Genomic DNA, 11,783 nt, shown 5'->3' with positions numbered 1-11,783 from the left:
AGAATTTTCAGGGTTTTACATACTGTTCAATTTTCAAGGTTCTTTGTTGTTGCCTCAGCAGCAACTTTTATAGTTTATCAAAAGTTTTTGCTTTTGTCAACACTTTTTTATTTTTTTTACAAATCCACGTTTTTTCGAAATTTTTCTGAGTTCGTCAAGGATCTTCAAATCATTTCTTTCATTTCGTGTTTTGTTTTTGTCCTTGTCTCGAGGACGTATGTTATGATACCAGAGCATTCCCGGAAAGTCAAGCATTTTTCTAAATTTGCTATTTTATATGTTTTTTTGTGATTTTTAAGAATATTCTGGCATCATTTAAACAGAGCTATTTCTATATTGCTGTTCTTTCTTCTACAATTTTATTTTCTAATCAGCAGCTGGAACAGTTCTGACAGGTTCTGCAATCGCGTGCTGTCTGGTTCTATTGATTTTCATTGCCTTCCCGGTTTTTCTACGCAATGTGTTCCTTCTTTCCCATCCGTTCTGCTATCTTTCTGGCGCTCTCGGTCACTGCCAGACCGCCTTCACTCGTCTCGCGTAAAGCAGCCGGAAGCGCATTGCCGATCCGGCGCATGGAATCGACGACCTCGTCTGCCGGGATCGCGCTCTTGATTCCCGCCATTGCCATCTGCGCGCTGACCGCCGCATTGACAGCGCCGGCGGAATTCCGCTTGATACACGGAACTTCAACCAGACCACAGACCGGATCACAGGTCAATCCCAACATGTTTTTGAGGGCAAATGCCGCCGCATTCGCGATACACTCCGCGTCGCCCCCCTGCAGATATGCCAGCCCCCCTGCTGCCATCGCACTTGCTGAACCAATCTCCGCCTGGCATCCACCCGATGCACCGGCGATGCTCGCATTTTCTGCAATAACCGCACCGATTCCTGCACTGACAAAGAGCGCCTCGACCATCCGGTTCTCCGTTTCCTTACAATATTCCTCATACGACAAAAATACCGCCGGAATCACCCCGCATGCGCCCGCCGTCGGAGCCGCCACGATTCGTTTCATACAGGCGTTGGACTCTCCCATTTTCACCGCTTTTTCCATCACAAGCCCCATGTATCCGCCCGCCAGGCTGCGACCGGAGGCATTGTATGCGTGCAGTTTTTCTCCGTCGCCGCCCGCCATTCCACTTGCCGAGACGATCGAGCCGTCATATTCCTGATCTGCCTGGCGCATCGCCTGATACATCTGCCGCATTGTTTCAAACGATTCTTCCACCGTCACCTGGCGTTCCTGCACATCTGCCAGAAGAACCACCTTCCAGAGCGGAATTTGATGTTCGTTCGCTAAGCGGACCAGATCACTCACTGAATGATATAACATTTCCATTTTCCCGTTCCATTCCTTTTCTTATATGAACCTTTCCTATCGAAGACTTAAATATGTTACCTTTCGGATACCCTCCTGACGGCGCAACCACACAAGCCCTTCTTCCGGAATCTCTTGATCGCACTCAATAACCATCACTGCCATGCCGCCGCGCGCCGCACGGTAGAGCTGCATCGTCGCAATATTGATCGATTTGTGCGCCAGCATCGCCGTCACATCCGCCACATGTCCCGGCTGATCGTCGTTGTGGACAACCAAGGTTGGATAACTGCCGGAAAAATTGGCTTCAATCCCATCGACCTTCGCAATATTGATCCGGGAACCGCCCAGTGATTCACCTACTACCGTCAGACTGCGCCCGGAAATGCCCTCAAGCTCCAGTTCCGCCGAATTTGGATGCGCCTCTTTTAAATTGGCTTCATCAAAGGAAAACTCAATCCCCTTCTCCTCTGCCAGGTGGAAGCTGTCCGGAATCCGCATGTCATCCGGCGCCATCCCTAAAAGTCCCGCAATCAGTGCTTTCTGGGTTCCGTGTCCGGTTCCCGTTGCCAGAAATGAGCCGTACAGACCAATCCGTGCCCGCTTAACCGGTTCCCCAAGAAGCTTCTGCGCCACAAATCCAATCCGAACCGCGCCCGCTGTGTGGGAACTGGACGGTCCGACCATCACCGGACCTACTATATCAAATAGATTCATATTTCTTTCCTTTTCTCTCGTTTACTTCGCCAGGTAGCCGCCATCCACCGGGATTACCGCTCCCGTTATATATTCTGCCGCGTCACTCGCTAAAAACACGGTAATTCCTGCCAGATCCTCCGCCTTCCCCCAGCGGTGCATCGGGATCCGCGCCGTTACCTCTTCATACTGACCCGGATTTTTGGCTTTCATATCCGATGTGAGCTTTGTCTCCATATAACCAGGTGCGATCGCATTGACGGTCACACCATGCGACGACCATTCATTAGAGCAGGCTTTCGTGAGCTGCGCCACGCCGCCCTTACTTGCCGCGTATGCCGGTATCATCACACTTCCGAAAAAGGATGTCATCGATGCCACATTAATAATTCTGCCGTATCCACGCTGCAGCATATCCCGTGCCGCCAGCTGAGACATCTGGAACATAGCACCTAAATTTACTCGCAGAACCCGATTCCACTCTTCCATCGGAAAATCTTCTGCCACGCACCGGTGCTGAACTCCCGCACAGTTTACCAATATATCCGCCTGACCGTCAAGGCTTTCCACCAGATGCTTATAGATATCCGGAACCTCCTCTTCTCTTACCAGATCTCCCACTATTCCGTGAACCACCGCCCCGGTTATCCGTACAAGCGCCTCTGCGCTCTCCCGCACCTTCTCACTTGTTCCCAAAATGGCAACCTCCGCCCCCGCTCTGCACAGTCCCTCTGCCATGCCATAGCCGAGCCCTCTGGTTCCACCCGTGACGATCGCTTTCTTCCCCTTTAAGCTAAACAAATCCATAAAATCGCGCATCTTTCATTTCCCCTTTCAAAAGCACCCATCTGTAAACAGTCCCCCTGCTGCTGAGCGCGAACTATCGATACGTTTGTTTTCTATTTTCTATATATAAAAGCTGCCGCGAAACAAGAATTTCATCCTTTTCACAGCAGCTTTTTTCTTTTATTCAATGCATTTTCTTCCGCTACCTGACCGGCTGCATCGAGCGATCCACTTATGCCAGCTTTTCGCCGGTCAGCATCTCATAGCTCTGAAGATATTTTTCAATGGTCTTGTCTACGATCTCCTGCGGGAGTGTCCAGTCATTGCCCGGATGAGCGGTCAGCCAATCGCGTGCAAACTGCTTGTCGAAAGACGGCTGAGAATGTCCTGCCTCGTAGCCCTGTGCCGGCCAAAAACGGGAGCTGTCCGGAGTCAGCATCTCGTCACCAAGAACGATGTTGCCATTCTCATCCAGACCAAACTCAAACTTGGTATCTGCGATGATAATACCTTTTTCCAGTGCGTACTCCGCACATTTTTTGTAAAGTGCAATCGTGTATTCACGCAGCTTATCTGCATACTCTTTTCCCTTGCCCGGGAAGTATTTTTCCAGATGATCTACGCTCTGCTCGTAGGAGATGTTTTCATCATGATCGCCAATCTCTGCCTTAGTGGACGGTGTGTAGATCGGCTCTGGCAATTTGTCAGACTCTTTTAAGCCTTCCGGCAATTCAATCCCACAAACTTTTCCGGTCTTCTGGTAACTTGCCCAACCGCTTCCTGTGATATAACCGCGGACGATGCACTCAATCGGAAGCATCTCAAGCTTACGGCACATCATGCTCTTTCCTTCGAATTTCTCCTGCTGGAAGAATTCCGGCATATCTTTTACATCTACAGAAATCATGTGATTCGGGATAATATCTTTCGTAAGGTCAAACCAGAACTTGGACATCTGTGTCAGTACCTTGCCTTTGTTTGTCACTTCATTATGTAAGATAACATCAAAGCAACTGATACGATCCGTTGCAACCATAATCAGACTGTCTCCATTGTCATAGATTTCACGGACTTTTCCTTCTTTAATCGGTTTCATCTCCTGCATTTTTCGCACCTCATTCTTAAATTTTATGGTGGAATCCAGAGCCCCCCTATATCACAAATGTACAGCTCTGTATCCTTCTATCTGATAAATTACCACTTATCCGCCCTTATTGTCAAGACTCGCCTCCCCGTTTCCCCCTTAAATCCCAACAATTCAGCATTTTACCCTGTAAAATGCAGTTTGGCATGAATTTTTCTACGCCGTTTTCTTCCAAAATGGAATAGCAAAAATGCAGCGTCATCTGCCGTTCTTCCCTGCTTTAAAGAAGAGTTTGCAGATGACACCGCATTTTATCAATTCATTATCTATTATGTATATGTCTCGGATTCTCAGACCGACACGCTCTTACTTATTTCAGAGCTGCAAATCCTCGCTCCAGATCCTCGATGATATCGTCGATATGCTCAGTACCGATGGAAAGACGGATCGTGTTCTGCTTGATGCCCTGATCTGCCAGCTCCTCATCGGTCAGCTGGGAGTGTGTTGTGGTTGCCGGATGGATAACCAGGCTCTTTACATCTGCTACGTTTGCTAACAGGGAGAAGAGCTGCAGGTTGTCGATGAACTTATGAGCTTCTGCCTGTCCGCCCTTGATCTCAAAGGTGAATATAGAAGCGCCGCCGTTCGGGAAATATTTCTCATACAGTGCATGATCCGGATGATTCGGCAGAGACGGATGATTAACGTGCTCTACTAACGTATGTTTGGACAGGTACTCAACAACCTTCTTGGTATTCTCTACATGACGGTCGATACGCAGAGACAGTGTCTCAGTTCCCTGAAGAAGCAGGAATGCGTTGAACGGGGAAATCGTAGCGCCCATATCACGCAGAAGGATAGCACGGATGTAGGTGACGAATGCTGCCGGACCTGCTGCCTCTACGAAAGATACGCCGTGATAGCTCGGATTCGGATCTGCGATTGCCGGATATTTGCCGCTTGCTTTCCAGTCAAATTTACCGGAATCTACGATAATGCCGCCCAGAGTGGTTCCGTGTCCGCCGATGAACTTGGTAGCGGAATGTACGACAATATCTGCGCCATGCTCGATCGGGCGAATCAGGTACGGTGTGCCAAATGTATTGTCAATGACTAACGGAAGTCCGTGTTTGTGTGCAATTTCAGCAATCGCGTCGATGTCCGGAATATCACTATTCGGATTTCCGAGAGTCTCCAGATAGATAGCACGGGTATTTTCCTGAATTGCACCTTCTACCGCTTCCAGATTATGAGCATCTACGAAAGTTGTAGATACACCGAAATGGGAGAGTGTATGCTCTAAAAGATTATAGCTGCCTCCGTAGATGGTCTTCTGTGCTACGATGTGACCGCCGTCTGCTGCCAGTGCCTCGATTGTATATGTAATAGCAGCTGCGCCGGATGCGGTTGCCAGTGCTGCAACGCCGCCCTCCAGTGCTGCGATTCTCTTCTCAAATACATCCTGTGTGGAGTTGGTCAGACGTCCGTAAATGTTACCGGCATCTGCCAGACCAAAACGTGCTGCCGCATGGGCGGAATTTTTAAATACATAAGAAGTGGTCTGATAAATCGGAACGGCTCTGGAATCGGTTGCCGGATCCGGCTGCTCCTGACCTACGTGTAACTGAAGAGTCTCAAATCTATAGTTTCCCATCTCAAAATACCTCTCTTTCTTTTTCTGAAAGTTTATTTCCTAGTATGTAAATTCGTTTTTATTTTATATTCATTTTTTTATTTGAGCAAGCGTTTTTCCATTTATTTTCAAGCTTTCTATAAAATAATTGCTTTTCCGCATTGTTATATTTGCTTATGCAAATGTATATTTGGCTTTTTGGGTAAATAAAAAGCCGGACCGCTTAATCTTCTTTAAGCTCCCAGGCAAATGGCTTGCATCTTAAATCGTTGTCATCTCTTGAACGGCAGATATGCAAATTTACCTGACCATATAAAATGCCCGGGAATTACACATTCGACAACAACACATCAGATTTCCATTCCATACAATATTCTGTCTTGCCATTGTATCTGCCTCCTTTTTATTTTCATGTTCTTTCTGAACTCGATGGCTTAATGATACTCTTATAAACCAACTTTGTCAATAGGTATTAGAAAAAAACTTTTTTCTATGTTTTCCACGCTTTTCTCCTTGAAAGTCCTATTACCTTGCGTTATAATTGGTTAATAGTAAGGAGGTTACCGAATGATATCGACAAAAGGAAGATACGCTCTGCGCGTTATGATCGATCTGGCGGAACAAAATTCTGCTGGATATATACCACTGAATGAAATTGCCACCCGTCAGCAGATTTCTGAAAAGTATCTGGAAATCATCTTGAAGGTTCTGGTCAAAAATAAATTACTGGAAGGACAGCGCGGCAAAGGCGGCGGTTACCGTCTGACCCGTCCGATTAATGAATATACCGCCGGAGAGATTCTGGAACTGACCGAAGGCTCTCTCTCTTCCGTTGCCTGCCTTGCACCGGATGCGCCGCCGTGCGAACGTCAGACAAGCTGTGTGACCCTGCCGATGTGGAAACGCTTTGATCAGGTTGTACACAATTTCTTCTATAATATTACTTTAGAGGATCTCGTAAAGGAAAGTCAGTCTTTGCCGAAAAGTACGAATTAGCATTTATAAATGAACGGGAAATCTTATCATTCATATTGGCATCGTTTGAAAATCCCATCACTTCGCGCTTTACAAGTTTACAAGGATTCAAAAAAGGCATTCCATTTTGACCGAATGCCTTTTTATTATATATAGATTTTTCTATTTATTTCAGATTGAAGGCACCTCAAACATTATTTTTTGATGCCTTTCCGCTCCTCTGCCCGCTCGAGCAGTTTCTCCGCCTCTTCCAGAGCTCCTGGAAGATACGCTTCCGTCCACTCTTTTCCGGCTTTTTCCTGCTTCTTGATTGCATCCCAATCTGTGATCGGTTCCCCCTGTTCGGACAGCATAGGCTTACCAAACACGTGCGGATGGCGGCGGATCATCTTTTCGCTGGCGCCATCCATGACCTCGCGTATCGTAAACAGTCCTTCTTCCTCCGCGATCTGGGCGTGAAGAAGAATCTGCAGCATTAAATCTCCCAGTTCTTCTTTCAGGTTCTCCGCATCGCCGGTCGCCTCCCAGATATTGATACCGCCGATCACCTCTGCCGCTTCTTCAATGCAGTACGGTTTCAGAGATGTATGCGTCTGCGCCCGATCCCACGGACAACCGTCCTCGGCACGGAGATGGCGGACTACCTCGCAGAAGCGCATGAACGATGCGGCGCGGTCATTTTCTTTTTTTATCTCATTTGATTCTCGTTTCATTCTCTCTATCCATTTTCTTGTCTGCTTTTATTTCTGAGCTTGTTTATATGCCTATCTTTTTATTATATTCCAAATTTTGCTTTCTGTCAGCCGTAAAATAAATTTGGAATTGACAGTCTGATATTTTTCATTTACAATACAATTATAATAAAATAGATTCTTTTATTTATCGGGACTCCTGCCCGGATGCTCCCTTCGTAAATAAGAGCCATGAATCTTACAGGATACGTGGGTCTTTTTTTATTGCACATGATTCCGATACAGCTACCATACCGGACTGCTGCCAATCTTTTTTGATTTGGAAATTATCCAGTAAATAAGCGCTCGGATCATCCAGATAGAAAATCCCCTGTCAATTTCTGCACAATGCAGTATACCTGGAGGATTGATACCATGACTTTTTATGAAACTTTAGATTCAATTATGAAACAGGATTTTGGCGGTCGCGGACTTTTAGCATCTCTGCCTGCTTCCCCACTTGCGGCTGTATCTGCTTCTCTCGCCCATGCGAAAAGAGCCGTTCTTCTGACCGGTTTCCCGGTTCGAATGCCAGACGGTTCTATTACCGGCGAGACGGATGGACCTTCCGGAACTGCCAACCTCGCAGCAGCGCTGACGGCAGCTGGCTGCGGCGTGTCAGTCGTAACCGACTGGTCTTCTTATCCGCATCTGGAAGCGGCTCTCCGCTTCCGCGCTCCGCAGGCAACCTTGATCCGTCTGCCGGAACAGAATACGGATAACTTTATCCGCACCTTTATCCATGATGCAAAACCGACCCATCTGATCAGCCTGGAGCGCCCAGGTAAAGCTGAAAACGGACATTATCACAGCATGCGCGGTGAACAGCTCGACGACATGATCACGGATTCGGCTCTTTTCCTGTCTGCTGCCAGAGAAGCTGGTGCCACGGTCATTTCCATCGGAGATGGCGGCAACGAGATGGGAATGGGGACTTTCCGCCGTGAAATTCTCGCAGGTGTTCCACACGGCGAACTTATCTGCACCGCAGAAGCAGCAGACCTGACGCTGGCAAGCGGCGTTTCCAACTGGTGGGGCTGGGGCATTGCCTCCCTGCTCTCCCTGGAATTAGGACGGAATCTTCTCCCCTCTGACCGCACCGAGACAGAATTACTCCGCCGGGTTGTGGCAGCAGGCGGTGTGGATGGATGCACGAAAAAAGCGGAACTGACCGTTGATGCACTCCCCCTGGAGACGCATCTGAGGATTTTGCAGTCTGTCCGCGAATTGACCGATGAAACGCTTAAAAAGCAGACAGCAAAGAGAGAAACTCCTTATTTTTACAGAGAGCGGAAGGTAATGGCAGCTGTTTAGGGACCTTTGGTTTTTTATTTGTTTTCATTTTCAGAATAAAGAATGTGCCTTGGCACATTCGGGCGTCTCGCGCGGTCGCTTGCGACATATTTTTTCTTCGCGCGAGTGCGCATCCCGCGAAGCGTTCTTTGTCATAGAACGAAGTTTCCTACGTTTAAAAAAGACCCGCCTATGTATTTCACTACATAAGCAGGTCTTTTTTGAATGATTGTTTAACGCTCGCTTTTTACGTTTACAATTCACTTTTATCGTAACTGTTCAGTACCTTCACAGTCACGCGCAAAAATCCATTAAAAATTGCCTACGGCAATGGGATTTTAGCCTGCTGCCCCATGTTTTCGTACGGTCAGCGCAGTAAATGCGCAGACCTACTGAACAGTTACCTTTTATCTTCTCTTTTTTTTATTTGCTCTTACTTTTCTTCTGCAGCCCGATATGCCTGTGTCACATTTTTCGTGATCGCTTCCGCTTTCCGGTCAGCCGCCACAACCACATGACTCAATGCAAGTAATGCCAAAACGTTCGGAATAACCATCAGCGCGTTGAAGAAATCTGCCAGAGCCCATACTAAATTTACCTTTAACATAGAACCAATGACAATACAAATCACAACGATGAAGGAATAAACCTTTGCCGCGCCCTCGCCGAACAGATATTTCGCATTCGTCAGACCAAAGAAATGCCATCCCAGAATCGTCGAAAATGCGAAGAACAGCAGGCAGATCGCAATAAAAATAGAACCAAAGTTTCCAAAACTCTGCATGAATGCCGCCTGTGTCAGCGCTGTACCATCCTTGCCGGAGCTCATCGCATCCGTTGTCAGGACTGCAAATACGGTCAGATTTAAAATAACAAATGTATCAATAAAGACACTGATCATCGCACAAAGCCCCTGATGATGCGGGCTTTCTGCTTTCGCACGTGCGTGAGCATGCGGTGTGGAACCCATACCTGCCTCATTGGAGAAAAGTCCTCTCGCTACACCAAAACGGATTGCTTCGCGGACGGTGATACCAGCACCAGCACCCATTACCGCTTTCGGATCAAACGCGCCCTTGATGATCATCATAAATGCTGTCGGCACGTGATTGATATGAAGACCAATCAGAATCAGGCTTCCTACAATGTAAACGCCTGCCATAACTGGCACAACCTTCTCTACCACAGCTGCCAGACGTTTGGTTCCACCAATGAAAATGAATCCTGCCAGTACTGCCAGCACAAGACCGATCGTGATCGGCGGAATATTGATTCCATATACCTGAAATACCTCTGTAAACGCAGCACCGATCGAGTTGGACTGTACCATATTGCCCATAAACCCAAGTGCTAAAACAATAAAGATAGCAAACAGAGTGGATAATACCTTTCCAAAATTACCTTTAAATGCCGCCTTGATGTAGTAGACAGGTCCGCCTGTCACCTCACCATTTACCTCTGTTTTGTAGGTCTGTGCCAGAACCGCCTCGGAGTAGATGGTCGCCATTCCGAAGAACGCGCTCAGCCACATCCAGAAGATTGCACCCGGACCGCCGCCAAACAGCGCTGTCGCCGCACCTGCCAGGTTACCAGTACCAACCTGTGCTGCGATCGCCGTCATGATCGACTGAAACGGGCTCATTTCCCCTTTTTCATGTTTTTCTCCGTTCAGGCTGAAATGTCCAAACACATGCTTGCAGCCCTCGCCAAATTTTCTTACCTGGATGAATTTGAGACGAATCGTGTAATAGATGCCCGTTCCACACAGCAGAATCAGCAGAAGAAAACTCCACAGAAAATCATTGCCTTTGTTTACCAGTGTCAAAATCGTGTCCATTTTTTATCCTCCTCTATGTTTTCGTTACGATTCCGGCTCTTTTGTAAATCCGGGATCGAGTAATAAAATAAGAGCTGATACAAATCAGCTCTCCAAAGAGTAGAACATATGCATACAATAGAACTCATCCCCTGGTTCCATTGTGATTGGTTGTATGCCCTGTCCTTTTGCCTGAGAGATCAACGAATACCATGGACGTGCATCCGTCTTACACCTTCGGCGCTCCTTCTTGGAGACTCTCCAGAGTGTCCCTGCCTGACTGACCTTCGATCACTCGTCAGGACGGTTCAGTAAACAGGAACGAACTTATGTGAGGTATGCTATCACATTTCTTCTGCTTTTTCAACTGATTTTTATAAATTATACGAAAATCCTCAAAATATTACGGTTCGCGACACGTTTTCCCCCTTTTCATTAAACTGCTCATACTTTTCCCCAATCAAAAGAGAATCCATCTGCGGGTATGCACCATCTTTTAAAATATACGATGGAATTTCCCCTTCTGGCTGCCATCCCGGCTTTTTCCCTCCCCATTCTTCCCGGTTTTGAGCTGCCTCTGCCTCCGTCACTTTCCTCCATGCCGATTCTGCTGCCTGACCACGCTTTCCCTGCTTTGTCAGAGGAATCACTTTAAAATGATATACGCCCGCAGTCTGCATCAACGGTACAAAATCGTACTGTTCAGCACTCGTCCGATGCGGATGTCCGACACGCTTCGCATCCCGGTAAAGCATCACCAAATATGCCGAAGCCCCCGGCGCTTTCTTCCACCTGCCAATTCCTCTTTCCGCCCAGACTGCTGCATCCACCGTCCCTATTATCTCTCCGGCATCCTGTAATTCGATCGTCAAAAGCAACGTAGTGCCATTATCCTTCCGAACTGCCTTGCTGCATACCGCGCCAAGCCCTGAAAACTGGATGTCCTCCTGGCGAAGGACGGAAAAAGAATCATCTGCGTCGGATTCCAGTTCTATTTCGTATAGAATTTCCGGAGCAGGTTCTTCTGCATGGATTTCTTCTATCTTTCGTTCTTCTAAAGAAACTTCTTTGGTACCTATATTTTCAGAGTCGGCTTGTATGCTCCCTTTATATTGTTCATTTTCTTTTTTTCCCACCTCTGCCCCATCCATCGCCGGTCCGCTTGCCGGATCACCGGAGATTCGTTCCACACCAGTGACGCTATATGCCCTGTCCCGGCTTTCCGCCTCCAAAACAGGCATTCCCATTTCATCCAGCTCTTCTGCTGCCAGCCGAATCCTGACCCGATCGATGGATGCCGCGGCAGCGGGAAAACATCCCGCAGCCGCCTGGCTCAGTACGGCTGCTCCGAAGAGCAGCCCTTTCGCCATCTGATTCATAAAATTCCTCCTCTCCCACTTTATGTGCTCTCGAAATCTTTCTGTGCTTGATTTTGTGAAATGTTTTTT

10 protein-coding genes and 1 riboswitch are annotated in these 11,783 nt (G+C 47.5%); of the genes, 2 read left to right on the top strand and 8 right to left on the bottom strand.

The genetic code is table 11. From position 1 onward, the window contains the following. Positions 1–451 precede the first annotated feature (451 nt). The 5 genes from sdaAA to DXB70_RS08770 all read right to left on the bottom strand — a co-directional run bounded on the left by sdaAA (position 452) and on the right by DXB70_RS08770 (position 5,541). Entirely contained in the window at positions 452–1,336 is an 885-nt protein-coding gene (gene sdaAA / locus DXB70_RS08790; RefSeq protein ID WP_118673158.1) for an L-serine ammonia-lyase, iron-sulfur-dependent, subunit alpha, read from the bottom strand. A 42-nt stretch (positions 1,337–1,378) separates the two neighbouring features. Further along, positions 1,379–2,038 (bottom strand): L-serine ammonia-lyase, iron-sulfur-dependent subunit beta, encoded by a 660-nt coding sequence (sdaAB, locus tag DXB70_RS08785; RefSeq protein ID WP_118293861.1) that lies wholly within the window; start codon positions 2,036–2,038, stop codon positions 1,379–1,381. Between the two features lie 21 nt (positions 2,039–2,059). Next, positions 2,060–2,836, bottom strand: coding sequence for an SDR family oxidoreductase (locus DXB70_RS08780; protein WP_118673148.1), 777 nt, complete (start codon positions 2,834–2,836; stop codon positions 2,060–2,062). 199 nt (positions 2,837–3,035) lie between these two features. Further along, entirely contained in the window at positions 3,036–3,908 is an 873-nt protein-coding gene (locus DXB70_RS08775; protein ID WP_022359439.1) for a phosphoribosylaminoimidazolesuccinocarboxamide synthase, read from the bottom strand. Positions 3,909–4,257: 349 nt separating this feature from the next. Continuing rightward, complete coding sequence (locus tag DXB70_RS08770) at positions 4,258–5,541, bottom strand: O-acetylhomoserine aminocarboxypropyltransferase/cysteine synthase family protein (protein ID WP_118673147.1); 1,284 nt, start codon at positions 5,539–5,541, stop codon at positions 4,258–4,260. A gap of 546 nt (positions 5,542–6,087) precedes the next feature. Here DXB70_RS08770 and DXB70_RS08765 point away from each other — a divergent pair. Continuing rightward, positions 6,088–6,516 (top strand): Rrf2 family transcriptional regulator, encoded by a 429-nt coding sequence (locus DXB70_RS08765; protein WP_022359441.1) that lies wholly within the window; start codon positions 6,088–6,090, stop codon positions 6,514–6,516. Positions 6,517–6,689: 173 nt separating this feature from the next. Here the strand turns inward: DXB70_RS08765 and DXB70_RS08760 are convergent, their stop codons facing one another. Further along, complete coding sequence (locus DXB70_RS08760) at positions 6,690–7,208, bottom strand: MazG nucleotide pyrophosphohydrolase domain-containing protein (RefSeq protein WP_207665599.1); 519 nt, start codon at positions 7,206–7,208, stop codon at positions 6,690–6,692. A gap of 393 nt (positions 7,209–7,601) precedes the next feature. On the opposite strand from DXB70_RS08760, the gene DXB70_RS08755 reads away from it, so the two are divergent. Further along, positions 7,602–8,540: a DUF4392 domain-containing protein gene (locus DXB70_RS08755; RefSeq protein WP_107000466.1), complete on the top strand. Its 939-nt coding sequence runs from the start codon at positions 7,602–7,604 to the stop codon at positions 8,538–8,540. Positions 8,541–8,952: 412 nt separating this feature from the next. Here DXB70_RS08755 and DXB70_RS08750 read toward each other — a convergent pair whose 3' ends face one another. Both DXB70_RS08750 and DXB70_RS08745 read right to left on the bottom strand, forming a co-directional pair. Continuing rightward, a complete protein-coding gene (locus tag DXB70_RS08750) occupies positions 8,953–10,356 on the bottom strand; it encodes a sodium:alanine symporter family protein (protein ID WP_022359445.1) in 1,404 nt (467 codons plus the stop codon). A 149-nt stretch (positions 10,357–10,505) separates the two neighbouring features. Then, positions 10,506–10,610, bottom strand: a riboswitch (glycine riboswitch). A gap of 120 nt (positions 10,611–10,730) precedes the next feature. Further along, the gene (locus tag DXB70_RS08745; RefSeq protein WP_118673146.1) at positions 10,731–11,714 is read right to left on the bottom strand and encodes a hypothetical protein; all 984 of its coding nucleotides are present in this window, start codon (positions 11,712–11,714) and stop codon (positions 10,731–10,733) included. Between the last annotated feature and the right edge of the window lie 69 nt (positions 11,715–11,783).

Origin of the sequence: Clostridium sp. OM05-5BH (assembly GCF_003481505.1) — a bacterium.
GTDB classification, from domain to species: domain Bacteria; phylum Bacillota; class Clostridia; order Lachnospirales; family Lachnospiraceae; genus Otoolea; species Otoolea fessa.
This window is presented reverse-complemented; position numbering and strand designations above follow the sequence as displayed.

Coding starts and splice junctions, on each gene's coding strand:
- sdaAA (WP_118673158.1), bottom strand. CDS start 1,336: ATGTTATATCATTCAGTGAGTGATCTGGTCCGCTTAGCGAACGAACAT.
- sdaAB (WP_118293861.1), bottom strand. CDS start 2,038: ATGAATCTATTTGATATAGTAGGTCCGGTGATGGTCGGACCGTCCAGT.
- DXB70_RS08780 (WP_118673148.1), bottom strand. CDS start 2,836: ATGCGCGATTTTATGGATTTGTTTAGCTTAAAGGGGAAGAAAGCGATC.
- DXB70_RS08775 (WP_022359439.1), bottom strand. CDS start 3,908: ATGCAGGAGATGAAACCGATTAAAGAAGGAAAAGTCCGTGAAATCTAT.
- DXB70_RS08770 (WP_118673147.1), bottom strand. CDS start 5,541: ATGGGAAACTATAGATTTGAGACTCTTCAGTTACACGTAGGTCAGGAG.
- DXB70_RS08765 (WP_022359441.1), top strand. CDS start 6,088: ATGATATCGACAAAAGGAAGATACGCTCTGCGCGTTATGATCGATCTG.
- DXB70_RS08760 (WP_207665599.1), bottom strand. CDS start 7,208: ATGAAACGAGAATCAAATGAGATAAAAAAAGAAAATGACCGCGCCGCA.
- DXB70_RS08755 (WP_107000466.1), top strand. CDS start 7,602: ATGACTTTTTATGAAACTTTAGATTCAATTATGAAACAGGATTTTGGC.
- DXB70_RS08750 (WP_022359445.1), bottom strand. CDS start 10,356: ATGGACACGATTTTGACACTGGTAAACAAAGGCAATGATTTTCTGTGG.
- DXB70_RS08745 (WP_118673146.1), bottom strand. CDS start 11,714: ATGAATCAGATGGCGAAAGGGCTGCTCTTCGGAGCAGCCGTACTGAGC.